A 24,917-nucleotide genomic window follows, 5' to 3' on the forward strand; every position below is an offset into this window, starting at 1 on the left:
ACACCCCTATGAAAGTAAGAGCGGATGCAAAACACACCCTGGAAATTGGCGCTGGGCACGGCGCTGTCAGCGGGGCTCATCGCAGCCCCGCTGGCAACCCTGCCCGCGGCCGCGGAAGTCTCAGCTGCTGCAGGCACATCGCCCGTTGTGATCAACGAGGCCTACCTCAGCGGCGGCACCACCGGCGCGGCCTACAAGAGCAAGTTCGTGGAGCTCTACAACACCTCTGACGCCCCGGTCCCCCTGGACGGCTGGTCAGTCCAGTACCGTTCCGCCGGCGGAGCTGCGGCGCCCACGAGCGTGGCTTCGCTGCGAGGTTCCATCCCCGCCAAGGGCCACTACCTGGTGCAGGGCGGCAGCAACAACGGCGGGGCGGCCGGCGCAGACCTGCCGGATCCGGACCTGGTAGCCGCCAGCCTCAACTTCAGCGGCTCAGCCGGCACGATTGTGCTGGCCAAGCAGCCCACGGCCCTGACCGGCCTGGCGACCGGCTCCGTCATCGGGACGGCCGGCGTTGCAGACCTGCTGGGGTACGGAACCTCGAACACCTTCGAAACCAAACCCGCCACGGCACCGTCGGGCAGCACGGACGTCAAGAGCCTGAACCGCGGCGGCTTCGCGGACAGCAACAACAACTCCGCGGACTTTACGCTCAGCGCCACCATCACTCCGCAGGGCTCCGGGCCGGCAGCTCCGCCTGTCGATCCCCCGGTGGATCCCCCCGTGGATCCGCCTGCAGACCCTGGCACCCCCGGCCTGAAGACCATCGCAGAGATCCAGGGCACCGGCGTCGAAAGCCCGCTGACCGGAGCCAACGTCACCACCCAGGGCAAGGTCACGGCAGTCTTCCCCACAGGCGGCCTGAACGGCTACTACGTCCAGACCGCAGGCACCGGCGGTGACCTGACGGCCACGAACCATGCTGCCTCAGACGGCATCTTTGTCTACTCGCCCGCCACCGCGGCCGCCGTCCAGACCGGGGACTACGTCCAGGTCACGGGCACCGTCAGCGAGTACTTCGGCATGACACAGCTCAACGTCACCTCCGCCGCAGGACTCACCAAGCTCACCGAGGCCGCACCCGAGGTCAAGCCCACCGCCTTCGTGCTGCCGGCCAGCGAGGCCTTCCGGGAGTCCCTCGAAGGAATGCTGCTTGCACCGCAGGGACCGGTCACTGTCACGGACAACTACTCCCTGAACCAGTATGGTGAGGTCGGCCTGGCCGGCGGGACCACCACCCTGGTCCAGCCCACCGCCGTCGCGCCTTACGGTTCGGCCGAGTACAACGCAGCCGTGGCGGACAACGCCGCCCGCGGCATCAAGCTCGACGACGGATCCAGCACCAACTTCCTCAAGGACGCCACCACCAAAGCCCAGGTGCTCCCGTACCTGACCGCGACGGACCCGGTCCGCGTCGGTTCTCCGGTCACGTTCAAGACGAACGTGGTGCTCGGCTATGGCAACAACTCCTGGAAGCTCCAGCCGCTAAACCACCTCACCGAGGCCAACAAGGACACACTCCAGCCAGCCAGCTTCGGCGCCACCCGCACCGACGCTCCGGCCAACGTGGGCGGCAACCTGAAGATCGCCTCCTTCAACGTGCTGAACTACTTCCCCACCACCGGGGATACGCTCGCGGGCTGCAAGTTCTACACCGACCGCGAGGGCAATCCGATCACCGTCCAGAGCGGCTGCGACGCCCGGGGTGCGGCGAACGCCGAGAACCTCAAGCGCCAGCAGGACAAGATCGTTGCCGCCATCTCCAAGTCCGGCGCCGACGTCGTCTCCCTGATGGAGGTCGAAAACTCTGCGCAGTTCGGCAAGAACCGTGATGACGCCCTCGCCAAACTGGTTGACGCCCTGAACGTTGAAACCCCCGGCATCTGGGACTACGTGCGCACGCCCGCGAACGCTCCCCCGCTGGCCGATGAAGACATGATCCGTACCGCCTTCATCTTCAAGAAAGCCACCGCAGAGCCGGTGGGCGAGTCAATCATCCTCAACGACACCACCGCCTTCGCCAGCGCACGCAAGCCGCTCGCCCAGGCCTTCAAGCCCGTCGGCGCAGCGGATGACAAGACGTTCATCGCCGTCGCCAACCACTTCAAGTCCAAAGGTTCGCCCCCGCCGGCCAACCCGGGCGACACCGATAAGGGACAGGGCGCCTCTAACCTCGCCCGCACCGCCCAGGCGCAGTCCCTGCTGGCATTCTCCGAGGAACTGCAGAAGTCCAAGGGCACCGACAAGGTGTTCCTGCTCGGCGACTTCAACTCCTACGCCAAGGAGGACCCCATGAACGTCCTCACGGCCGCCGGATACGTCAACCAGGACGAGAAAGCCAAAAACGCCGACGGCTCTGCGAAGCACTCGTACCTCTTCGGCGGCCTGGTGGGCTCACTGGACCACATCCTCGCTTCCCCGGCCGCGAATGCGGTCGTCACCGGCGCGGACATCTGGAACATCAACTCGGTGGAGTCCGTGGCGCTCGAGTACAGCCGCTTCAACAACAACGTCACCAACTACTACAGGCCGGACCAGTTCCGTGCCAGCGACCACGACCCGGTGGTGGTGGGCCTGAACCTTCCCACCACGCCGGCAACCGTTGACCTGAACTTCCTGGGCATCAACGATTTCCACGGCCGCATCGACTCGAACACCGTGCAGTTCGCGGGAACCATCGAGCAGCTGCGCGCTGCCGCGCCTGGTGCAACGGCCCTCCTCTCTGCCGGGGACAACATCGGCGCCTCGCTGTTCGCCTCGGCAGTTGCCAAGGACCAGCCCACCATCGACGTCCTCAACGCCCTGGAGCTGAAGGCCTCTGCCGTGGGCAACCACGAGTTCGACGGCGGCTGGGCAGACCTGCGCGACCGCGTCATCGCGGGCGGCACCAACGCCAGGTTCCCGTACCTGGGCGCGAACGTCTACAAAAAGGGCACCACCGAGCCGGTCCTGCCCGAGTACACGGTCCTGGACATGAACGGCCTCAAGGTTGCCGTCATCGGCACCGTCACCCAGGAGGTCCCCACCCTGGTGAGCCCCGGGGGAATCGCTGACCTGGACTTTGGTGACCCGGTCGAGGCCATCAACCGTGCAGCGGCCAAGATCACGGCGGAGAACCTCGCCGATGTGATCATTGTTGAAAACCACGACGGCGCCGGTTCGGGTACGCCGGACGGTGCCACCCTGGAGCAGGAACTCGCAGCCGGCGGCCCGTTTGCCAAGCTGGTCAACGAGACCTCCGCAGACGTGGATGCGATCTTCACCGGCCACACCCACAAGGAGTACGCCTGGGATGCCCCGGTTCCAGGCCAGGCAGGCAAGACCCGCCCGATCGTCCAGACCGGAAGCTACGGCGAGAACGTGGGCCAGATCCAGCTGACAGTGGACACTGCCACCAAGAACGTCACCGCCTACAAGGCCGGCAACGTCAAGCGCACCACTGACGCGGCTGCCAGCCTTGTTGCCGCCTACCCGCGGGTCGCTGCTGTCGATGCCATCGTCAAGAAGGCGCTGGCTGATGCTGCCGTAGTGGGCAACCAGCCGGTCGGTTCGGTCACCAAGGACATCACCACGGCGTTCACCCCGGACCCCGCGGGCGGACCGGCCAAACGCGATGACCGCGGCAGCGAATCCACGCTGGGCAACCTCGTGGCGGACTCGCTCGTGGACGCGCTGAAGGACACGAACCTCGGGGGCGCCGAAATCGGCGTCGTCAATGCCGGCGGCCTCCGCAATGAGCTCTACTACGCCCCGGACGGCACCATCACCTATGCCGAGGCGAACGCAGTCCTGCCGTTCGTGAACAACCTGTGGACCACGTCGCTGACCGGTGCACAGTTCAAGAACCTGCTGGAGCAGCAGTGGCAGACCAACGCTGACGGCACGGTCCCCAGCCGCGCCTACCTGCAGTTGGGCCTGTCCAAGAACGTCAATTACACCTACGACGCATCCCGGGCCGCGGGTGACCGGATCACCTCGGTCCGGGTGGGCGGCGCCCTGATCGATCCCGCGAAGTCCTACCGCGTGGGCACCTTCAGCTTCCTGGCCCAGGGTGGTGACAACTTCCGGATTTTCAAGGAAGGCGTCACCACCAAGGACTCCGGACTGATCGACCGGGACGCGTGGATCAAGTACCTGCAGGCGCAGAGCCCGGTCTCCCCGGACTTCGCCCGCCGCTCCGTAGCCGTGGTCAACACCACCGCCGCCGAGGTCAAGCCCGGGGACGCCATCACCCTGACGGTCTCCAAACTGGACCTGACGTCGCTGGGCAGCCCGGTCAACACCTCGCTGCGCGCCGAGTTCACCGACGCCGCCGGAACGGTGACAGCACTCGGCACCGTGCCGGTGGCCGCCGGCACGGCCTCGGTGAGCTTCGCGGTGCCCGACGGCGCCGCAGCCGGCGCGGGCACCCTGGTGCTCACCGCCGTCGAGTCCGGCACCGTGGTCAGGACTGATGTCAAGGTTGCTGCCAGTGTCCCGGCCCAGCCGGCCTGCACGGCACCGGTCAAGCCCCGGCGGCCCGCCGACCTCGCAGGGCAGATGAACTATGGACAGGCGATGTCCGCCTACCGCCACTGCCTGAAGGACTTGAAGGGCTAGCCGCTCCACACGGAGAACCAACGCGGGGTCACTTCGCGCCGATTCCGGAGAGGAATTCGGGCGTAAAGTGACTTTCCCCACCCGCACCCTAACCTCGCAAGCTCGGTCAGGGAACCCTGCGGGTGGGGGCCCACGTTGTTTTAAGAACTACCTGCCAGGACGGCCCGGGCGATCTCGTCGGCGTCACGGAGGGTCCGCTGCCCGCTGGCATAGGCGGGTCCGCCGGGCTGCGCCGCTTCCGCGGCAATGGCCGTGCCCCACTGGGCGGCGGAAAGCTGCAGGCCCAGGACGTACAGCCCGTCAGTTACGGAGCCGTTGGCCGCAACGGGACGGTAGGGATGTGGCCTGACGTCCAGGCCGGTCGCCTCCACCGGCGCACCTTCCGCCGTCATCATCAGCCGGGGACGCACCAGCCCGTCGTCGAGGAGCTGCTGCAGGAGCGGGGAATCATTGGCGGCAACCCGGTTTGCGGGCGCCAGGGCCTCGACCATCGTTGCGGCCGCTACCGGCGGACTGCCCACCCACGGCGAGACGGCGGTGAACCGGCCGGCCCGGCGGTCCACGCTGAACCGGGGGTCGGGGCCCACAAAGCTGACCACTCCCGCGCGCGCCAGCGCGGCCAGCTGCTCGGCACGCAGGGCAGGCGGCCCGCTCGCCAGGCCCTCCACGAAGGACTCAAACCAGCCACGAAGGCCGGCGACCCAGGACTCATCGGTGATGCCGCCGTCGGCCACTGCCGTCTTCAGCACCGCACGCCCGCGGTGCAGCGCCCCGATGGCCATCTTGACCGGGTCCGCCTCACCGAGCGCGGAGCGGCGGGCGTCATCCTGCAGATAATCGACGACGGCGGCATCCAGTTCCGCGCGGGATGCGAACGAACGGCCTGCCAGCGGGGAGGCAAGGCCCAGCAGGTCCAGCCGGTGACGCGGCCCGACATGGACGGCCAGCACGCTCTCCACGGCGTCTTCCCAGTTGGTTGAGCTGTGGGCGTGCGGCCGCATGGCCTCATCCAGGGCGGCCAGGAACGCGGGCGCATCCGCGGCGGCGCCGGGCTGCGAGCGCACCAGGGTGGAGTAATAGGCCCAGAGGGTGTCGCGGTGCAGAAGCGGCCAGAGATCGTGGTCGAACCCCGGGAGGATTCCGGCGGCCGCGAACCGCTCCAGGGCGGCGTCCGTGAGGTACCGCAACGTGACCGACGACGGGTAGTAGCCGTCCAACGCGGCCTTGGCACGGTAGGGGGTACCCCTGCGGGAGGCGGCAACGATGAGGGGTTCCTGGCCCGAGGGCTGGTACTCCAGCCGTGCGCCGGCGTCGATGAATTTACCGCCCCGCCCTTCGGTGAGCTGGCCCATCACGTCGAAGAAGTTCAGGCCCATGCCGCGGACCAGGACAGGTTCACCGGCAGGAATCGCGGACCAGTCCACATCGGCGGGCACGGCCGGCGGGAAGTAGCGCAGGCCCAGCTGCCCGGCTGACGATTGGAGTTCGCGCTGCTCGAGGTTGAGCCTGGAAGGGATGTGCCCGAGGGCAAGGACCACGGAGTCGGCCGTGAGCGAACCGCCGCTGCCGAGTCCGACCTCGAACGGGCCACTCCCTGCCGGTCCGGCGTCTGCCGTTCCCCCGCCCGCCGGCCCCTTCCCGTTTTCCGCGGGGCGCACCGACACGGCATTCGTTTCGTGGAATCTGACGCTGACGCCGTCGGGCAGCCTTTCGAGGAGGTCCTCCAGGGTGCAGCGAAGGTAGCGGCCGTACAGTGCGCGGCTCGGAAAGTCACGGGACTCGAGGACGGCCAGCTCGGCCAGCTCGTCCGGCGTCAGGGCGGGCGATGGGTCATTCTGCTGGTGGGCGCGCTGCTGGTGGGCGCGCCAGCGGTCGAACGTGGTGCCGGCCAGGGGCGCGGGGAGCCGGGGGTCCTCGGGAATGACCGTGGGGTAGAAGGACTGGGTGTTCATGAGGTACAGCCGGGACTGCCCGGGCTGCCAGACGTGCCCCGGGCCTGCCGGGTAAGGGTCGATGACGTCGATGTGGACCGACACGGGCCCGGCCAGGGCGGCAGCATGGGCGAGCAGGCGCTCCAGAACGCTGGTACCCCGGGGACCTGCGCCGATGATGGCTACCCGGATGCTCGTCGATTTGCCCACGGCATCCAGAGTATCCGCCTGAACCCCGGGCCCTTGACTTGCTTGCTGGGCGAAGGGTTGTTTGGATGGGGCGCATGACCACCACTGCAGCTGATCAAGCGCCCGGTTCCACCCCCTCACACCTTGGAACTGCCTCCCCGGCGGTTGCCCCGGAGCCCCCTGATGAGAACGTCTGGCTGGAGGAAACCTACGGGGAGGAGCCGCTGGCCTGGGTCCGGGAGCAGAATGCCCGCACGGAGGACCTCCTCGAGGACGCTGACTACGCGGCTTTGGAGGGAAGCATCCTCGAAGTGCTGGACTCCACGGACCGGATCGCCATGGTGGGCAAGCGCGGCGAGTGGTACTACAACTTCTGGAAGGACCGGGCGAACCCGAAGGGGCTGTGGCGCCGCACCACGTGGGAGAGCTATCTGACCGACTCCCCCGAGTGGGATGTCCTGCTGGATGTGGATGCGCTGTCCGCCGCCGAAGACGTTGAGTGGGTGTTCCACGGGGCCACGTTCCTGCGCCCGGCTGACGGAGAACGCTACCGTCTGGCGCTGGTGGCGCTGTCCCCCGACGGCGGCGACGCCAACCGCTACCGCGAGTTCGACGTCGACACCCGCACCTTCGTGGACCCGGCCGCCGGCGGTTTTGACCTCCCGACGGCGAAGGGCAACGTCTCGTGGCTGGACGCGGACACCCTGCTGGTCGCCTCCACCGCCGAGGGGCTGCCCCGCACCGCTTCCTCCTATGCCCGGACCGCCGTCACCCTGCGGCGCGGTGCGTCCCTGGCCGCCGCCCCGCTTTTGTTTGAGGTCCCCGAAGACCACATGCTGGCCGTGGTGGCGCACGATTCCACTCCCGGCTTCGAGCGCACGTTCGCCGTGGACTATATCGATTTCCACAACCGGAGCACGTTCGTCCGGTCCGGGGACGAGTGGATCCGGATCGATGCACCGACCGACGTGAACCTGAGCGCCCACCGCGAGTGGCTTCTGTTCAGGCCGCAGCAGGACTGGGCCCTTGGTGGTAAGACCCACCCCGCGGGCTCCCTGCTCGCTGCCCGGTTCGAGGCCTACGTCGCCGGGTCGCGGGACCTGTTGGTGCTGTTTACCCCCGATTCGCACACCTCGCTGCAGTCCTGGAGCTGGACGCGGAACTTCCTGCTGCTGAACCTCCTGCGGGACGTCTCGTCCGAAATCCGGGTGCTGGATCCTGCCGTGCCGGAGCCTACCGTGGCCGGTGGTTCTGCTTCCGGAGCCTGGGCTTCCTCCCTGCTGGACGCCTGCCCGCCGCTGCACGACGTCAACGCCTACGCGGTGGACGATGAAGATGAAGGCCCGGCCGACGGCGGTGCGGGCGACGATTTCTGGCTGGTCGCCACGGGCTTCACTACCCCCAGTACGCTGATGCGCGGAACGCTGGAGCGGGCTGCATCCGGGAGCGGTGCCGAGGAGGGCGCTGCTTCCGGAGGTGCGGGTGTGGTGAGCCGGCACGCCCAGTTGAAGGCGTCGCCGTCGTTCTTTGATGACGCCAGCTACGAAGTGCAGCAGCACTTCGCCGTGTCCGAGGACGGCACGCGCGTTCCCTACTTCCAGGTGGCCGCCCGCGGCCTGGTCCTGGATGGCCAGAACCCCACCCAGCTCTCCGGTTACGGCGGTTTTGAAGTCTCCCGCACCCCGGCCTACAGCGGGACCGTGGGCCGGGCGTGGCTGGAGCGGCGGACCACCACAAGCGGCGCCGCAGGCGGGACGCAGCATTCCCGCGGCGGTGTCTACGTAGTGGCCAACATCCGCGGCGGCGGCGAATACGGACCAGGCTGGCACCGGGCCGCCCTGAAGGAGAACCGGCACCGGGCCTTCGAGGACTTCGCGGCCGTGGCCCGGCACCTCGTTTCCCGCGGCGTGACCTCGCGCGAGCGGCTTGGCTGCGTGGGCGGGTCCAACGGCGGGCTGCTGGTGGGCAACATGCTCACCAGTTACCCGGAACTCTTCGGGGCCGTCTCCTGTGGCGTCCCGCTGTTGGATATGCGGCGCTACACCAGGCTCTCCGCCGGGCACTCCTGGATCGCAGAATACGGTGACCCGGACGTGCCGGAGGAATGGGAGTACATCAGGACGTTCTCGCCCTACCACCTGCTCAAGGACGGCGTGGAGTACCCCGAAACGTTCATCTGGACTGCCACGTCCGATGACAGGGTCGGCCCGGTCCAGGCCCGGAAGATGGCCGCCCGCATGGAGGCCATGGGCATCCGCAACGTCTGGTTCCACGAGGCGCTGGAGGGCGGCCACGCCGGCGCTTCAGACAACCGGCAGGCCGCCGCGCTCCAGGCCCGGAGCCAGCACTTCCTGTGGCGTGCCCTGGCCGGCGGCTGATGTCCGGGTTGTCGGTGCGCCGGGCGGTACCTGCGGACCTGGAACGGCTGGCCGACGTCCACGTCCGCTGCTGGCAGGAGGCGTACCGCGGCATGCTGTCCGAGGCTTTCCTGGCCGCAGTGGATCCGGCAGGGCGGCTGGCGCTGTGGCGGCACCGGCCGGACAGCGCACCATCCCAGCCGGGCTGTAGCCCCCTGCCCCGCCCCGGCCACAGTTGGTCGTTTTGCGCTCGGTGGCCGGTTCTGCGTATCCTTGGTGGGCTAGGAATAGCAATTGGAGACGTGCCAGAGCGGCCGAATGGGCTTCACTGCTAATGAAGTGTGGGGCACAACTCCACCGGGGGTTCAAATCCCCCCGTCTCCGCGTTTGGCCCCGGTCCTGGACCGGGGCCTTTTGCGTACCTGGACCCCCGCCCCGGCCGCGCAATGGCAGGATGGTGGGATGGCATTAAGCAGCACCCCGACCGCCGACACCGGCACAAGCCCAGCGTGGAATCCCCGGCTGGCGCTGTTGGTTGCCGCCACGTTCTTTATGGAATTCCTCGATGGCACCATCCTCACCACGGCCATCCCCAACATCGCCAGCGACTTCGGCGTGCCCGCCGCCGACGTGAACATCACCATGACCGCTTACCTTATGACCGTGGCGATGGGGATCCCCTTGAGCGGTTGGCTGGCCGAACGGGTGGGTGCCCGGAAGGTCTTCTGCCTGGCGATCACCCTCTTCACCCTCGCGTCCCTGGCCTGCGCGATCAGTCCTGACCTGACCGTGTTGACGATCAGCCGGGTCGTGCAGGGCGCCGGCGGGGCCATGATGGTTCCGGTGGGCACGCTCCTGGTGCTTCGAGGCACCCCCAAATCGGAACTGCTGCGGGCGACGGCCTTCCTGGTGTGGCCGGCACTGCTGGCGCCGGTGCTCGCTCCGCTCGTGGGCGGCGCCCTGACCACGTATCTCTCCTGGCACTGGATCTTCCTCATCAACCTGCCGCTGGGGGCAGCCGCCTTCATCACGGCGCTGAAGATTGTTCCGTCCGTTTCCGGCGATCCACACCGCAGGCTGGACTGGCTGGGGCTGGTCCTGACCACCGCGGGAGTGGGAGCCCTGGTCGTTGGCTTGGAGCTGGCAACGGCCCATCCCGACGGGCCGTGGGCCACAATCTCCGCTGTGGCCGGGCTGGCTGCCCTCGCGTGCGCGGTGCTGTGGATGCGAAGAGCCAAACACCCGCTCTTTGATCTGTCGGTATTCCGCACCCGGACTTTTCGGGCGATGGCCACCGGCGGGTTTGTTTACCGCCTCACCATCAGCTCCGTGCCTTTCCTGCTGCCGCTGATGTTCCAGACCGGCTTCGGCTGGTCACCGCTGCATGCAGGGATCATGGTGGCCGCCGTGTTCATCGGCAATATCGGCATCAAACCGGCCACCACGCCGCTGATCCGGCGTTTTGGTTTCCGGGCCATGCTGGTCCTGGGCTCCCTGGCGTCCGCCGTGACCTTCGCGCTGTGCGCCCTGCTCACCCCGGACACCCCACAGGCCCTGATCTTCGCCCTGCTGGTCTGCAGCGGGGCTTTCCGCTCCATCGGCTTCTCTGCGTACGCCTCGGTGCAGTATGCGGACATCGTGCCCGCCCAGCTCACGTCCGCCAACTCGGTGTCCGCGACGCTGGTTCAGCTGGCCGCCGGCTCCGGCATCGCTGTTGGCGCGCTGCTAATCCGCGTCTTTGACGGTGGAACGCTCTTTGACGCGGACGCGGACGCGGCCGGCCCGTTCCGTGGTGCGTTCCTGACCATGGCGGTCCTCATGCTTTTCAGCACCGCGGACAGCCTGTCCTTGCACCGGCACGCCGGTGCAGAAGTAAGCCGTCCCGCGGGCGCAGAGGCCAGCGGTCCCGCCGGCACGGAAGTCAGCCGACCGGGCGGCCAGGAAGTCACCAGCCCGGAAATCAGCAGTCCGGCGGTCAGCCCGCCTGGCCCAGCACCAGCGGAAGGACAGCCCCTGCCCCGGCCTGGCGCAGGGCACGTCCGGCCACGGTAAGGCTCCACCGGCTGTCCACCAGATCGTCGATCAGCATCACGCCCTGTCCACGCAATGAAGCCATGGCAGCCTCCAGCTCGGGCCCCACCACCAGCCGGTCCCAGACCCCCGCCAACCGGTAGGCACTATTGCCGCCCCGGCTTCCCGTCGGTCCGCCGTGGCCAAGGGACAGTTCGCCAAGGTAGGGCATCCGGCCGATTTCCGAGATCCCCTGCGCCAGGGACCGGACCAGTTCGGGCTTGCCACGGGAGGGCATGCTGACAATAGCGGCCGGCCTTCCCGCACCGCTCCAGCCCGGGTTGCGGCTATCGCCGGTTGCCCATTCGCGCAGGACCTGGACACAGGCCTGGAGCATGGCTGGTTCCACCGGACGGTCCGCGGCCCCGGCGGCGAAAAGTTCCCGCAGCGCACCGCCCCAACCCAGGTCAGTCAGCCTCGCCAGGATGCGGCCGTTGGCCATTCCTTCGTCCGCCTTGATCTTGCCCTTGACGGGTACGCCCAGGCGGTCCATGCCGCTGGGCCACTGCAGCCGCGCCTCCAGGACGCCGCCGGCCCGGCTCAGGGTCTGGCCCGCGGCTGCCGTAGCATCGGCGGCAATATCCGCCGGGAACCAGCGGCCCGCGCAGTTGTCGCACCGCCCGCAGGCGTGCGCCGTCTCGTCGTCAAGGACCGACGTGATGTACTCCATCCGGCACCCTGCAGTGTCCTGGTAAATCACCATGGAGTCCTGCTCATCCACCCGGGCCTCCGCGATCCGGCTGTAGCGCTCAGCGTCATAGACCCAAGGCATGCCCGTGGAACGCCATCCGCCCCCGACGCGTTCCACCGCACCGTCCACGGCCAACACCTTCAGCAGCAGCTCCAGCGGTGTGCGGCGGAGGTCAACGCGGGCCTCCAAGGCAACCGTGGACACGGCAGAGCCGGCCTCGGCCAGGGCGCTCAGCACGGCCGTGGCCTTCTCCTCTGACGGCATGGACGCGGTGGCAAAGTACTGCCAGATATCGCGGTCTTCGGAGCCGGGCAGCAAGAGCACGTCGGCGTTCGCCGCGCCACGGCCTGCACGGCCCACCTGCTGGTAATAGGCCACCGGAGATGACGGCGCGCCAAGGTGCACCACGAAGCCAAGGTCCGGCTTGTCGAAGCCCATGCCGAGCGCCGACGTGGCCACAAGCGCTTTGACCTGGTTGTCCTTAAGCAGCTGCTCGGCACGTTCCCGGTCCGCAGGATCGGTCCTGCCGGTGTAAGCCTGAACTTCGTGCCCTGCCTCAGCGAGCAGCCGCGCGGTGTCCTCCGCGGCTGAAACGGTCAGCGTGTAGATGATCCCGCTGCCCGGAAGATCGCCGAGGTGCGTCAAAAGCCAGCCCAGGCGTTGACGCGAGTCCGGGAGGGCGAGGACCCCCAACCGCAGGGAATCGCGGCCCAGGGTGCCCCGGATGGTCAGGACGCCGGCCCCGAGCTGTTCCTCGATATCGTGAACCACGCGCGAGTTTGCCGTGGCAGTGGTGGCCAGGACGGGAACCGAGTCCGGCAGCTTCGTGATCAGGTCCGCGATACGCCGGTAATCCGGGCGGAAATCGTGGCCCCAGTCCGAAATACAGTGGGCCTCGTCAATGACCAGCAGGCCAGTGCGCCGGATGAGCTCCGGCAGTTGGTTCTCACGGAAGGACGGGTTCGTGAGCCTTTCCGGCGATACCAGCAGGACGTCCACTTCGTCCGCGGCAAGCTGTTCCCGCACGGTGTCCCATTCCAGCTGGTTCGCCGAGTTGATGGCCACGGCGCGCACACCGGCGCGGGCGGCGGCGGCCACCTGGTCCCGCATCAGGGCAAGCAACGGCGAAACGATCAACGTTGGCCCGGCGCCGCGGCGCCGGAGCAGCAGTGACGCCACGAAGTACACAGCCGATTTTCCCCAACCGGTGCGCTGGACCACCAAGGCCCGCCGGCCGCCGTCGACCAGTGCCTCAATCGCTTCAAACTGGCCGTCGTGGAATGCCGCTTCCGGATGCCCCACGAGTTCCCGGAGAACTTCCAGTGCCTGGATCTTTGTGGCGGACGGCGAATCGGGGGAAGCGGAAAGAAGGGCGGCGTTCTGGGTATCGACCATTGATTCAGTATCCCAGCCCCCACCGACACCCGGATCCCCCGAGCTCCCCATGTGGACAACCCCACATGTCCGGACACAACGGTTGGGAGCCCCCGGTCACATGGCCCGGCGCCCACTCCCCCTCAACAGGCACCCCCGCACTTCCACGTAAGATAAGACCCGTGACTAGCGAACAGACAAAGACTTTTGACCTCTCGGCATCCTTCAAGGCCTACGACGTCCGGGGAATCGTGGGCGATTCCATCACCGCCGAAATCGTCGAAGCCGTAGGTGCCGCGTTCGTCGATGTCCTGGAACTTGAGGGACAGACCGTCCTGGTGGGCGGCGACATGCGCCCCTCCTCCCCCGAGTTCGCCAAAGCTTTCGCCGACGGCGCCGCCACCCGCGGCGCCAACGTTCAGCTCCTTGACCTCATCTCCACCGACGAGCTCTACTACGCCTGCGGCTCGCTGAACGCCGCCGGTGCCACGTTCACGGCCAGCCACAACCCGGCCGAGTACAACGGCATTAAGATGTCCAAGGCCGGAGCCCAGCCCATCTCCTCCGAATCGGGACTCAAGGAGATCCAGGCACTCGCCGAGGAGTACCTGAACACCCGCCACATCCCGGCCGCCGCCACGCGCGGCCAGATCGGCGTGCACGACGTCCTGAAGGGCTACTCGGAGTATCTCCGCGGCCTGGTGGACCTGTCCGGCTCCCGTCCGCTCAAGGTTGTAGTGGATGCAGGCAACGGCATGGCCGGCCTCACCACCCCCGCCGTCCTGGGCGATGCCCTCCTGCCGAAGCTGCCGTTCGACATCATTCCCCTCTACTTTGAGCTGGACGGTTCGTTCCCCAACCACCCGGCGAACCCCCTGGAGCCGGAGAACCTTCGCGACCTGCAGGCCGCCGTCGTCAAACACGGCGCCGATATCGGCCTGGCCTTCGACGGCGACGCCGACCGCTGCTTCGTCATCGACGAAAAGGGCGAGCCCGTCTCGCCGTCGGCCATCACGGGCATGGTGGCCCGCCGCGAAATCGCCCGCGCCCAGGCACAGGGCGAGGCAACACCCACCATCATCCACAACCTGCTCACCTCCCGTGCGGTCCCCGAACTGGTGGAGCACGACGGCGGACGCGCCGTCCGCACCCGCGTAGGCCACTCCTTCATCAAGGCAGTCATGGCCGAGGAAGGTGCCGTCTTCGGCGGTGAGCACTCCGCGCACTTCTACTTCCGCGACTTCTGGAACGCAGACACCGGAATGCTCGCGGCGATGCACGTCCTTGCAGCCCTCGGCGAGCAGGACGGCCCGCTGTCAGAGCTTGGCCGTGAGTACGAGCCCTACGTCTCCTCCGGTGAGATCAACTCCGAAATCGAGGACAAGGCGGGAGCCGTGGACCGGGTCAAGGCAGACTTTGCTGCTGAGGACATCATCGTGGACACCATGGACGGAAGCACGTTCACGGCCAATGACGGAAGCTACTGGTTCAACCTGCGCCCGTCCAACACTGAGCCGTTCCTCCGGCTCAACGTGGAGGCCACGGACCGGCAGCTGATGGAACGCGTGCGGGACCGGGTGCTGGCCAATGTCCGGCGCTAAACCCCAGGCGCCCCACGAAGCCGCGGGCGGCCAGGTGGCGCCGTCTTGGCGGGATTCCGTTCCGGAGGCCAGCGCCGCGGATCTTGAGAACCTGATGGGCACTGGACTTGGCGCCGCCCAGGAACAGCTCCAGCGCAACGGCGGGTTCCTGCCGTTCGCGCTGGTGGTGGCGAACGACGGCGAGGTCCGGCTCATGGCCGTTACGCCGGCGGATGCCGCGGAAGGCTCCGACGGCGACTTCGACGCCGACGCGATGATCAGCGACCTCACTGAACTGCTGCGCCAAAACCGGGCCGATTTTCGGGCCGCAGCCGTGGTCTGCGACATCACGCTGGTCGAGGATCATTCGGATGCCATCCATGTGGCCGCGGAGCACCGGGACGGGTCGGTCTTCGCCGCTGTCCTCCCGTACGCCGCCAACACGGCCAGCCGCGAGTGGGACTTTGGCCAGCTCGCCGCCGACACCAACGAGCCCGCAATCTGGGTGGACTAGACCGCGGTCGATGGTCATGAAAATCAATGCCTTTGCCGACGTCAGCCTCCGTGCCCTGATGGTCCTGGCAGCCGCCCCGGAGGCCACCCTCCTCACCACGCAGAACATTGCCGACGCTGTGGCCACGCCGTACAACCACGTTAGCAAGGCCATGGCCAAGCTGCGGGCCCTTGGCCTGATCGACGTGGAACGGGGCAGGAGCGGCGGTTCCCGGCTCAGCCCGGCCGGCCGCCTTGCCACCGTGGGCGGGGTCCTGCGGGCGCTGAACACCCGCACCGACGCCGCCGACTGCGTGGCCCCCAGCGGCGACTGCCCGCTGATTAATGGATGCAGGCTCCGCGCCGCCCTGGCCCGCGCCCGGGAGGCGTTTTACCGGGAGCTGGACTCAGTGGTCATTTCTGAGCTGCCCGGATCCACGCAGATGGCTCCCGTCTTCCAGATGATCGGCCTGCGCCCCGGTCTCAAAACCGAGGTCGTACCGGCGCTGTAGCCCGGTCCACCCTCGCAAGTCCAGGGACCTCTCCCGACGCAAACCGGCTCATGACGCCCCGATTTGATTCACATTTCTACAGGGTGTAGAACTTGAGGTATCAATACAGGCATTTCAAATGCACGTATTATCCGACCGGACGAAGCCCCCGGTCACCTACCTCAGGAGTACATATGCTCTCGGACAAAGCCCGCCCCGTCATTGAGGCCACCCTGCCGCTGGTCGGTTCGCGGATCGGCGCCATCACCCCCAAGTTTTATGCCCGCCTGTTCGCCGCCCACCCCGAACTGCTCGACGGCCTGTTCAGCCGCTCCAACCAGCGCTCGGGCGACCAGCAGCAGGCCCTAGCCGGAAGCATCGCCGCTTTCGCCACGCACCTGGTCAACAACCCCGGCACCCTGCCGGAGACCGTACTCTCCCGCATCGCGCACCGCCACGCCTCCCTCGGCATCACAGAGCCCCAGTACCAGGTGGTCTACGAGCACCTCTTCGCCGCCATTGGAGAGGACCTCGCGGAGGTCATCACGCCGGAAATCGCCGAGGCCTGGACCGAGGTGTACTGGCTGATGGCAGACGCCCTGATCAAGCTGGAAAAGGGACTCTACGCCGCGCAGGCTAACGGCAAAATGTGGGCTCCGTGGCGGGTAGCAGCCAAGGCTGTGGCCGGCGCCGGCTCCATGACCTTCACGCTCGAGCCTGCGGACGACACTCCCATCACCCCAGCACTGCCGGGCCAGTATGTCAGCGTCAAAGTGGCCCTGCCGGACGGCCTTCGGCAGGTGCGGCAGTATTCACTGTCCGGCGCGGCGGGCACCAGCCGCACCTTCACCACCAAGCTTGACGACGGCGGCGAGGTCTCCCCCGTGCTGCACAACAGCGTGGAGGTGGGCGACGTCCTGGATATCTCCAACCCCTACGGCGAGATCACTCTCAAAGAGGGCGACGGTCCGGTGGTCCTGGCCTCGGCCGGCATCGGCTGCACCCCCACTGCGTCCATCCTGCGCTCCCTCGCCGAAGCGGGATCGGAGCGGCAGGTCCTGGTACTCCACGCGGAAAGCACCTTGGAAAGCTGGGCCCTGCGCGGCCAGATGACGGACGACGTCGACCGCCTGGACGGCGCCGAGCTGCAGCTGTGGCTGGAGCAGCCGGTCGAGGGCACCAAGGAAGGCTTCATGTCCCTTCGCGAGGTGGATCTCCCGGCCGATGCCTCGCTGTACCTGTGCGGGCCGCTGCCGTTCATGAAGCACATCCGCAACGAAGCCATCAACGCGGGCATCCCGGCCACGTCCATCCACTACGAGGTCTTCGGCCCGGACATCTGGCTCGCCAGCTAAAAATCCATCGTCTGCTCCATAACGGCCCTTTTGACGCCCCATAAGGGCCGTTGCGGAGCACTCGATGACGGGCCCACGCCGGCAGGGTTCCCTGGCCGAGCTTGCGAGGTTAGGGGCCGGTGGGGAACGACGGCGGCCCCGCACCTTTGTTGAAAAAGGTGCGGGGCCGCCGTCGTACTTGTGGGTGTGTCAGCCCAGGCGGGCCTTCAGGCCGGCAAGCTCGGACTGCAGTGCTTCGGGGAGGGACCCGCCGAAGTTGGCGTACCATTCCTCGATGGATGCCAGCTCGGTGGCCCACTCGGCCGGATCAACACGGACAGCGTCCTCGACCTGAGCGGGGGTCATGTCCAGGCCCTTGAGGTCGATGGACTCGCCCGTGGGAACAAATCCGATGGGCGTCTCGACGGCGTCAGCCTTGCCTTCGAGGCGCTCGATGGCCCACTTGAGGACCCGGGCGTTGTCGCCGAAGCCAGGCCAGGCGAAGCCGCCGTCGGCCGTGCGGCGGAACCAGTTGACCAGGAAGATCTTGGGCAGGCGCTCCGGGTTGGCCTTGGCGGACAGGTTGACCCAGTGGTTCAGGTAATCGCCGGCGTCGTAGCCCATGAAAGGCAGCATGGCCATGGGGTCGCGGCGGACCACACCGACCGCGCCCGCTGCTGCGGCCGTGGTTTCGGAGGACAGCGTGGAGCCCATGAAGATGCCGTTGGACCAGCTGCGGGCCTCGGTCACCAGGGGGATGGTGGTTTTGCGGCGGCCGCCGAACAGGATGGCGGAAAGCTCCACACCGTCGGGGTTGTTGTACTCCTCGGCCAGCATGTCGATCTGGTCAATCGGCGTGCAGAAGCGGGAGTTCGGGTGGGCTGCGGGCTTGTCCGAGTCCGGGGTCCAGGAATTGCCCTGCCAGTCGGTGAGGTGGGCAGGCACTTCCTCGGTCATGCCCTCCCACCACACGCCGCCGTCGTCGGTCAGTGCGACGTTGGTGAAGATGCTGTTGCCCTTGGCGATGGCGCGCATCGCGTTGGGGTTGGTGCCCCAGCCGGTGCCCGGAGCCACGCCGAAGAGGCCAGCCTCGGGGTTGACTGCGCGGAGTTCGCCTTCCTTGCCGAAGCGCATCCAGGTGATGTCATCACCCAGGGTCTCCACCTTCCAGCCCTCAATGGTGGGATCGAGCAGCGCGAGGTTGGTCTTGCCACAGGCGGACGGGAAGGCGGCTGAGATGTAGTAGGTCTTCTGCTCCGGGGACGTCAGCTTCAGGATGAGCATGTGCTCGGCCAGCCAGCCTTCGTCGCGGGCCATCACCGATGCGATTCGCAAGGCAAAGCACTTCTTGCCCAGCAGCGCGTTTCCGCCGTAGCCGGAGCCATAAGACCAGATGGAGCGCTCTTCGGGGAAGTGGACAATCCACTTGTCCGGGTTGCACGGCCACGGGACGTCGGTCTGGCCGGGCGCCAGCGGGGCGCCCAGGGAGTGCAGCGCCGGCACGAAGAACGCGTCGGTGGCGGTGATCTTGTCCAGGACCTTGGTGCCGATGGTGGCCATGATGCGCATCGAGGCAACCACGTAGGCACTGTCGGTGATCTCGACGCCGAACTTGGGATCCTCAGCGTCGAGGTGTCCCATCACGAACGGGATGACGTACATGGTGCGTCCGCGCATGGCGCCGGCGAACAGTCCGCGCAGCTTCTGCTTCATGTCGGCCGGAGCCATCCAGTTGTTGGTGAAGCCGGCGTCGTGCTCCTTCTCGGAGCAGATGTAGGTCTGCTCCTCCACGCGGGCTACGTCCGCGGGGTCAGAGAATGCAGCAAAAGAATTGGGGAAGAGCTCCTGGTTCAGGCGCGTCAGCGTTCCTGCTGCGACGAGCTCGTCCGTGAGGCGCGTGTTTTCCTCTTCGGTACCGTCAACCCAGTGGATCCGGTCCGGCTGCGTAAGCGCAGCAACCTCTTCGACCCATGCCAGCAGTGCTGCATGTGTGGTGGGTGCTTTCTCAAGCAGCGGCTGTTGTGCCAGATCGCCCATTGCGGTTCCCTTCCTCGGGTTCATCGGTGTGTCCTAAATGCTATTGGCCGCCCCGGGGTCACCGGCGATGTCAGCCGTGCACGTTTCTGCTCCTTTGGGACGGAACCCGCGCAAATTCAAGGAAAACCTGCACAAATCGGTGAAAATAAGTGATCAAGGTCACGTAGACCGGTCTAGTTGCCCATATTACAGGGCTCCCGATTTGGCACGAGGGCCCAGCCTCGCGTAAAGTAATTCGAGGTTCGGGGAGCGAGATACTCCGCGAAACAGAATATGCGCCCATAGCTCAGCTGGATAGAGCGTCTGTCTACGGAACAGAAGGCCGGGGGTTCGAATCCCTCTGGGCGCACAGAATGAAGGTCCGCACCGGTTCGCCGGTGCGGACCTTCTGTTTTAAGCGCCGGCCTGCTTTATGTGCCTGTCCGGACTGCGTCACTTTTGGTCACAACATCACTCCGGACCCTTGGATCACCGGGGCCCCCGCCCCCTGGCCTGGTCGAAAGTTACGCAATTCGGCAGTCAACCCGTCCTCCCCCGCCGTCCGGAGCCGGGCGTAGGCTGGAGAAATGACGCCCCAAACCTTGGAACGGGAATTTGATGTCGTAATCATCGGCGCGGGTGCCGTGGGCGAAAACGTTGCGGACAGGGCAGTCCAGGGTGGACTCACCGTTGTGGTCATCGAGGCCGAACTCGTGGGCGGCGAATGTTCCTACTGGGCCTGCATGCCATCGAAGGCGCTGCTCCGTTCAGGCACGGCCCTGCACGGCGCACAGACTGTCCCGGGCGCCGAGGAAGCAGTCACCCGCACCCTGGATGCGGCGGCAGTCCTTAAGCGCCGCGACTATATGACTGCCAACTGGCAGGATGACGGCGCGGTGAAGTGGCTGGAAGGCGCCGGCATCGAACTCATCCGCGGCCGCGGCCGGCTCACCGGGCCCTTAGCCGTGGATGTAGCCGGGCTGGATGGCAACACCTACCGGCTCAAGGCCCGTCACGCCGTCGTGCTGGCCACCGGCTCCACCCCGAACCGACCGCCCATCAAAGGACTTGCCGAGCTCCAGGTCTGGGGCACCCGGGAAGCAACGTCGGCAAAGGAAATCCCGGAACGGCTTGCCGTCCTTGGCGGCGGCGTGGCCGGCACCGAACTGGCTCAGGCGTTCGCCCGCCTGGGTGCGGACGTGACCCTGGTGGCCAGGAGCGGGCTCCTGGCCAGCTTCCCGGCCGAAGCCAGCAGCCTCGTGGCCGCCGGACTTCGGGCGGACGGAGTGGAGATACGCCTCGGCACCTCCGCGGAAAGCATCCACGAAAACGACGACGGCACCTTTACCCTGACGCTGCGTGACCGGACTGCGGGCGAACAAGGCACCGTGACAGCGGACAAGGTCCTGGTCTCCACCGGCAGGCATCCGGCCCTCGAAGGCCTGGGCTTGGAAAGCGTGGGCTTCAGGGCCCAGGACGGGCAGCCACTCCGGCTCCCCACCGACTCCACTGGCCTAGTCCAGGGCGTGGAAGGAACGCAACCCTGGCTCTACGCGGTGGGAGACGCCGCAGGCAAGAACTACTTCACGCACCAGGGCAAGTACGAGGCCCGGGCCACCGGTGACGCCATTGCCGCCCGGGCCAAGGGCGAACTGGAAGGCACTCCGGCAGCCTGGAGCCGCTACGCCCAGACGGCCAACCAGCACGCCGTGCCCAGCGTGGTGTTCACCGATCCGGAACTGGCTGCCGTGGGACGCACCCTGGAGCAAGCACGGAAGGACGGCTACAACGCCTCGTCCGTGGAGCTGCCCATCGAGGTCTCGGGGTCGTCGCTGCACTCCGAGCACTACGCGGGCTGGGCGCAGCTGGTTGTGGACGAAGACCGCAGGGTCCTCCTGGGCGCCACCTTCGCCGGACCGGATGTGGGCGAACTGCTCCATGCGGCCACGATTGCCGTGGTGGGCGAGGTCCCGCTTGACCGGCTGTGGCATGCGGTGCCGTCGTTTCCGACGATCAGCGAAGTATGGCTACGGCTGCTGGAGAAGTACGGCCTGTAGCTTATTTGAACTGACCGGTCAGTTCAGTTAGACTGGGTGCAGACATCAGTCGTCGAAAGGTCACCCTTGCTATTTGTCCAGCAGCTCTATGTGAAGGGGCGGCGCGACGATCTGCTTCCGCCCACCTCCCTGCGCGCAAGCCGGGGCGAGCTGCTCCTGGTGGCGGCGGACCGGCAGGACCAGAGGACCGCCCTCGCCCTGACCATCAGCGGCCGCATGAAGCCCGGCGGCGGCCAGGTCTCGTGGGCCGGCAGTTCCCGCACCAAAACCCTTCGGCTCGCCAGCGCCCTGGTCGATTCCCCCGGCGTGAACGAACCGGAGCAGCACCTCAGCGTGCGGGACCTGGTGACCGAGGACCTCGCCCTGGTCCCCCGGCGCTACCGCGGCGCGCTCCTCAGCAAACCCTGGCTGAAGGTCAACAGGTTTGAGGACATCGCGGATCTTTGGACCGAACAGCTTCCCGCCGGCAAACGGATGGACCTGCTGACGGCCTTGGCGCTGGCCAACCCGCACACCGATCTCCTGGTGGTCGACTCCCCGGACAGGCACAGTGCCAGCGCCGCGGACTGGCTGCCGCGGCTTGAAGCGCTGGCGTACGACGGCGGCCGGCCACTCGCCGTCGTCGCTACCGTCACTGCCCTCCCGGACTCGTGGACGGGACCGGCCGCCGTGATCGGCAACGCGGCCCAGCGGCCGGACGGAACCCCCGCCGCGCCGGAACCTGACCCGACCCCACCAGCCCTGACCCCACCAGCGCCGATCAACGAACCTGACCGGGCTGACGACGAAACAGAAGCCCTCCTACGCGAAACCGAGGACGCCAAGTGACCGTGCTGCGGCTGGCCCGTTCCGAACTCAAGCGGATGACCGGCGGGTTACTGCCGAAGCTGACCATCCTTGCCCTGATCATGGTGCCGCTCCTGTACGGCGCCGTGTACCTGTACGCCAACTGGAACCCCTACGGGAACCTGAACCAGATCGACGCAGCCCTGGTGGTGGAGGACTCCGGAGCCACATCGGGGGACGGCACCGAACTCCACGCCGGCACTGAGGTGGCGGACGGGCTGATCGATGGCCATGTCTTCAACTGGAAGCCGGTCACCACCGCCGCAGAGGCCGACGCGGGTGTCAGCAGCGGCAAGTACGCGTTTGCGCTGAAGATCCCCAAGGACTTCTCCACCAACCTGGTCTCACCGGGCAGCTTCGATTCAGCCAGCCAGGCGATGCTGAACGTGACCACCAACGATGCCAACAACTACCTGCTGAGCACCATCGTGGACAAGCTGACCACCTCGGTCCACAGCACCGTTGCCAAGGAGGTGGGCGAAGAGACCGCAAACCAGCTCCTCACGGGCTTCGGCACCATCCATGCCCAGATGCTCAAGGCGGGAGACGGGGCCGGACAGCTGGCCGACGGCGTGGCCACCCTCCGCGACGGGGCCACCACACTGCACGCAGGCACCACTGAACTCCGCACCGGGGCCGCGGAGCTCTCCGCCGGACAACTGCAGCTGCGGGACGGCGCCAACCGGCTGACCGACGGCGCCGGACAGCTCAGCAGCGGCCTCACCCTGCTGAAGGACAAGACCGCCACACTCCCCACGGACACCCAGACCCTGGCCAACGGGGCCGCGAGCGTGGCTGCCGGGAACGCCCAGCTGAACACCAAGGTCCAGAACGTTGTCACCCAACTGGATGCCGCGGACCAGGGGCTCCGGGCACGGGTGATCGAATCGAACACCCGCCTCGTCGCCGCCGCAGTGATCACGCAGGAGCAGGCGAACAGCATTCTGGCCGATTTCGACTCCGCGGCAGCCTCCAGCCCGGTGGCCGCGGCGAAGACCACCATCCAGGCCGATGCCGCCCAGATCCAGCAACTGGCGGACGGTGCCACGGCCGTGAGTGTGGGTGCCGCCCAGCTCGCCTCGGCCACCCCTGCCTTGAAGGACGCCGTGACACAGGCCTCAGGCGGCGCCGACCAGCTCCACACTGGGGCAGCCACACTGGCCACCGGCCAGCAGACCGCGCTCGACGGAGCCGGCCGCCTGGCGGAGGGGGCCCAGACGGTCGACGCCGGCGCGGGGCAGCTTGAGGCGGGTGCCGCTAAGGCCGCTGACGGGTCGCGGACGCTCGCCACCGAGATTGCCCGCGGTGCGGGCCAGGTGCCCAACCCCGACGATGCGCAGAAGAACAGCCTGTCGCAGGTGATCGCAGATCCTGTTGCAGTCAGCAACGTCTCCCAGGCCAAAGCGGGCTCCTACGGCGCGGGGCTGGCGCCCTTCTTCCTGACCCTCGCACTGTGGATCGGCATCTTTATGCTGATCCAGGCCATGCGGCCCATCACCCAGCGGGCCCTGGCGTCGAACGCCCCCGCCTGGAAAATCGCCGTCGGCGGCTGGCTTCCGTTCTTGGCCGTCTCAGCAGTCCAGGCCACCCTCCTGACCCTGGTGGTGAACCTGGCACTGGGACTGAACCCTGCGCATCCGGTCCTGATGTGGCTGTTCATGCTGGCCGCGGCGATGGCCTTCAGCGCCATCATCCAGGGCGTGGTGGCTTTGCTGGGGTCGCCCGGCAAGCTGGTTGTGCTGATCCTGCTGGTGCTGCAGCTCGTATCCTCGGGCGGAACGTTTCCCTGGCAGACCACCCCGCAGCCGCTGCACGTGGTGCACGAGGTCCTCCCCATGGGCTACGTGGTCACCGGCATGCGGCACCTCATCTATGGCGCGGACTTGTCCATGATTGTGCCCACCGTCCTGGGGCTGGTCGGCTACACGCTCCTGGGCGCCGCGATGTCCACGTTCGCCGTCCGGAAGCACAAATACTGGACGCTCAAAACCCTTAAGCCCGAGATTGCCGTATGAGCGCCGTGATGTCGGACCAGGGTGCGGCTGAGAAGAAACTCCGCCCGGCCCGGACCAACGCCACCCGGCAAAAGCTGTTCGACGCCTCCATGGAGCTGATCGGTGAGCGGGGAGCTGCCGGTGTGACCGTGGACGAGATCGCCGCCGCTGCGGGCGTTTCCAAAGGCACCGTCTATTACAACTTCGGCAGCAAGTCCGACCTGATCGCGCAGCTGCTGCGGCATGGCGTGGACATCCTGAAGGCTCGCCTGCTCAGCGCGTCCGGTGCCGGCGGAGCCCCCGGCGCTGCGGACCGCCCGGCGGCTGATCCCCTGGTGGCCATGGAGGCGATGATCGGACAGGCCATGGACTTCATGGCCGACTACCCGTCCTTCGCGAGGCTGTGGGTCAGCGAAAACTGGCGCACTCCCAGCGTGTGGCGGGATACCTTTGCCGTACTCAGGACCGAACTCCTGGCCGTCATCGGCGACGCCATCGAGTCCGTGGCGGCAGTCCATCCCGTGGACGGAACCATCTCGCGCGGCAGCCTGGAGACGGCAATCTTCGGTGCCTGCTTTGTCGTGGGCCTGGACCGGGTGACCTACAACCCGGAACGGAGCCGTGACCAAAGCGTTGCAGCAATCATGGCAATCATGCGCGGCTACGTGCTGAAGTAACTCAACCCTCGGGGATGATTGATCCCATGCGCCACATGGGTATCAGCGGAAAGTTCGCCCTCATCACGGCCGTCGCCGCCCTGGGCATGCTGGTGCTGACTGCCATCACGCTCGAGGAAGCCGTGATGGTCACGTTCCTGGGGCTCGCGGCCGTCACATACGTTGCCGCGGTGGCCGAAGTCCTGCGGCGGCGCCGCCATGTGGCGCTGGTGGCCACCG

14 protein-coding genes and 2 tRNA genes are annotated in these 24,917 nt (G+C 67.2%); 13 read left to right on the plus strand and 3 right to left on the minus strand.

Annotated features, from left to right (window positions below; genetic code table 11):
- Window positions 1-24: 24 nt before the first annotated feature.
- Window positions 25-4,599, plus strand: a complete 4,575-nt coding sequence (locus tag IAQ70_RS15630; RefSeq protein ID WP_190990241.1) for an ExeM/NucH family extracellular endonuclease — start codon at window positions 25-27, stop codon at window positions 4,597-4,599.
- 140 nt (window positions 4,600-4,739) lie between these two features.
- Here the strand turns inward: IAQ70_RS15630 and IAQ70_RS15635 are convergent, their stop codons facing one another.
- A complete protein-coding gene (locus IAQ70_RS15635; RefSeq protein WP_190990242.1) occupies window positions 4,740-6,740 on the minus strand; it encodes an FAD/NAD(P)-binding protein in 2,001 nt (666 codons plus the stop codon).
- A gap of 74 nt (window positions 6,741-6,814) precedes the next feature.
- On the opposite strand from IAQ70_RS15635, the gene IAQ70_RS15640 reads away from it, so the two are divergent.
- From IAQ70_RS15640 to IAQ70_RS15650, 3 genes are all read left to right on the plus strand, one after another.
- Window positions 6,815-9,097, plus strand: coding sequence for a prolyl oligopeptidase family serine peptidase (locus IAQ70_RS15640; RefSeq protein WP_190990243.1), 2,283 nt, complete (start codon window positions 6,815-6,817; stop codon window positions 9,095-9,097).
- 275 nt (window positions 9,098-9,372) lie between these two features.
- Window positions 9,373-9,460, plus strand: a tRNA-Ser gene (locus IAQ70_RS15645).
- 78 nt (window positions 9,461-9,538) lie between these two features.
- The gene (locus IAQ70_RS15650; protein WP_190990244.1) at window positions 9,539-11,128 is read left to right on the plus strand and encodes an MFS transporter; all 1,590 of its coding nucleotides are present in this window, start codon (window positions 9,539-9,541) and stop codon (window positions 11,126-11,128) included.
- On the opposite strand, the gene IAQ70_RS15655 is transcribed toward IAQ70_RS15650, so the two are convergent.
- A complete protein-coding gene (locus IAQ70_RS15655) occupies window positions 11,052-13,232 on the minus strand; it encodes a RecQ family ATP-dependent DNA helicase (protein WP_190990245.1) in 2,181 nt (726 codons plus the stop codon). The genes IAQ70_RS15650 and IAQ70_RS15655 overlap by 77 nt on opposite strands.
- A 161-nt stretch (window positions 13,233-13,393) precedes the next feature.
- On the opposite strand from IAQ70_RS15655, the gene IAQ70_RS15660 reads away from it, so the two are divergent.
- From IAQ70_RS15660 to IAQ70_RS15675, 4 genes are all read left to right on the plus strand, one after another.
- Window positions 13,394-14,812 (plus strand): phosphomannomutase/phosphoglucomutase, encoded by a 1,419-nt coding sequence (locus IAQ70_RS15660; RefSeq protein WP_190990246.1) that lies wholly within the window; start codon window positions 13,394-13,396, stop codon window positions 14,810-14,812.
- Entirely contained in the window at window positions 14,799-15,305 is a 507-nt protein-coding gene (locus IAQ70_RS15665; protein ID WP_190990247.1) for a hypothetical protein, read from the plus strand. The genes IAQ70_RS15660 and IAQ70_RS15665 overlap by 14 nt, the downstream gene beginning before the upstream one ends.
- A 16-nt stretch (window positions 15,306-15,321) precedes the next feature.
- The gene (locus IAQ70_RS15670; protein ID WP_190990248.1) at window positions 15,322-15,795 is read left to right on the plus strand and encodes an RrF2 family transcriptional regulator; all 474 of its coding nucleotides are present in this window, start codon (window positions 15,322-15,324) and stop codon (window positions 15,793-15,795) included.
- A 173-nt stretch (window positions 15,796-15,968) separates the two neighbouring features.
- Window positions 15,969-17,129, plus strand: a complete 1,161-nt coding sequence (locus tag IAQ70_RS15675; protein WP_190990249.1) for a globin domain-containing protein — start codon at window positions 15,969-15,971, stop codon at window positions 17,127-17,129.
- 189 nt (window positions 17,130-17,318) lie between these two features.
- Here the strand turns inward: IAQ70_RS15675 and IAQ70_RS15680 are convergent, their stop codons facing one another.
- Complete coding sequence (locus IAQ70_RS15680) at window positions 17,319-19,145, minus strand: phosphoenolpyruvate carboxykinase (GTP) (RefSeq protein WP_190990250.1); 1,827 nt, start codon at window positions 19,143-19,145, stop codon at window positions 17,319-17,321.
- A gap of 275 nt (window positions 19,146-19,420) precedes the next feature.
- Here IAQ70_RS15680 and IAQ70_RS15685 point away from each other — a divergent pair.
- The 5 genes from IAQ70_RS15685 to IAQ70_RS15705 all read left to right on the plus strand — a co-directional run bounded on the left by IAQ70_RS15685 (window position 19,421) and on the right by IAQ70_RS15705 (window position 24,698).
- Window positions 19,421-19,494: transfer RNA gene (locus IAQ70_RS15685), tRNA-Arg, on the plus strand.
- 217 nt (window positions 19,495-19,711) lie between these two features.
- Window positions 19,712-21,181, plus strand: coding sequence for a dihydrolipoyl dehydrogenase family protein (locus IAQ70_RS15690; RefSeq protein ID WP_190990251.1), 1,470 nt, complete (start codon window positions 19,712-19,714; stop codon window positions 21,179-21,181).
- 66 nt (window positions 21,182-21,247) lie between these two features.
- Complete coding sequence (locus IAQ70_RS15695; RefSeq protein WP_190990252.1) at window positions 21,248-22,009, plus strand: ABC transporter ATP-binding protein; 762 nt, start codon at window positions 21,248-21,250, stop codon at window positions 22,007-22,009.
- Window positions 22,006-24,042, plus strand: coding sequence for a YhgE/Pip family protein (locus IAQ70_RS15700; protein WP_190990253.1), 2,037 nt, complete (start codon window positions 22,006-22,008; stop codon window positions 24,040-24,042). The genes IAQ70_RS15695 and IAQ70_RS15700 overlap by 4 nt, the downstream gene beginning before the upstream one ends.
- Window positions 24,039-24,698 (plus strand): TetR/AcrR family transcriptional regulator, encoded by a 660-nt coding sequence (locus tag IAQ70_RS15705; RefSeq protein ID WP_223860145.1) that lies wholly within the window; start codon window positions 24,039-24,041, stop codon window positions 24,696-24,698. Before IAQ70_RS15700 ends, IAQ70_RS15705 begins: the two co-directional genes overlap by 4 nt.
- Window positions 24,699-24,917: the final 219 nt, after the last annotated feature.

Origin of the sequence: Pseudarthrobacter sulfonivorans (assembly GCF_014712225.1) — a bacterium.
Taxonomy (GTDB): domain Bacteria; phylum Actinomycetota; class Actinomycetes; order Actinomycetales; family Micrococcaceae; genus Arthrobacter; species Arthrobacter sulfonivorans.

What these genes read in the sequence shown, in the direction of transcription:
- IAQ70_RS15650 (WP_190990244.1), top strand. Translation starts at nt 9,539, where the DNA reads ATGGCATTAAGCAGCACCCCGACCGCCGACACCGGCACAAGCCCAGCG.
- IAQ70_RS15680 (WP_190990250.1), bottom strand. Translation starts at nt 19,145, where the DNA reads ATGGGCGATCTGGCACAACAGCCGCTGCTTGAGAAAGCACCCACCACA.
- IAQ70_RS15670 (WP_190990248.1), top strand. Translation starts at nt 15,322, where the DNA reads ATGAAAATCAATGCCTTTGCCGACGTCAGCCTCCGTGCCCTGATGGTC.
- IAQ70_RS15665 (WP_190990247.1), top strand. Translation starts at nt 14,799, where the DNA reads ATGTCCGGCGCTAAACCCCAGGCGCCCCACGAAGCCGCGGGCGGCCAG.
- IAQ70_RS15705 (WP_223860145.1), top strand. Translation starts at nt 24,039, where the DNA reads ATGAGCGCCGTGATGTCGGACCAGGGTGCGGCTGAGAAGAAACTCCGC.
- IAQ70_RS15655 (WP_190990245.1), bottom strand. Translation starts at nt 13,232, where the DNA reads ATGGTCGATACCCAGAACGCCGCCCTTCTTTCCGCTTCCCCCGATTCG.
- IAQ70_RS15675 (WP_190990249.1), top strand. Translation starts at nt 15,969, where the DNA reads ATGCTCTCGGACAAAGCCCGCCCCGTCATTGAGGCCACCCTGCCGCTG.
- IAQ70_RS15630 (WP_190990241.1), top strand. Translation starts at nt 25, where the DNA reads ATGCAAAACACACCCTGGAAATTGGCGCTGGGCACGGCGCTGTCAGCG.
- IAQ70_RS15640 (WP_190990243.1), top strand. Translation starts at nt 6,815, where the DNA reads ATGACCACCACTGCAGCTGATCAAGCGCCCGGTTCCACCCCCTCACAC.
- IAQ70_RS15690 (WP_190990251.1), top strand. Translation starts at nt 19,712, where the DNA reads ATGACGCCCCAAACCTTGGAACGGGAATTTGATGTCGTAATCATCGGC.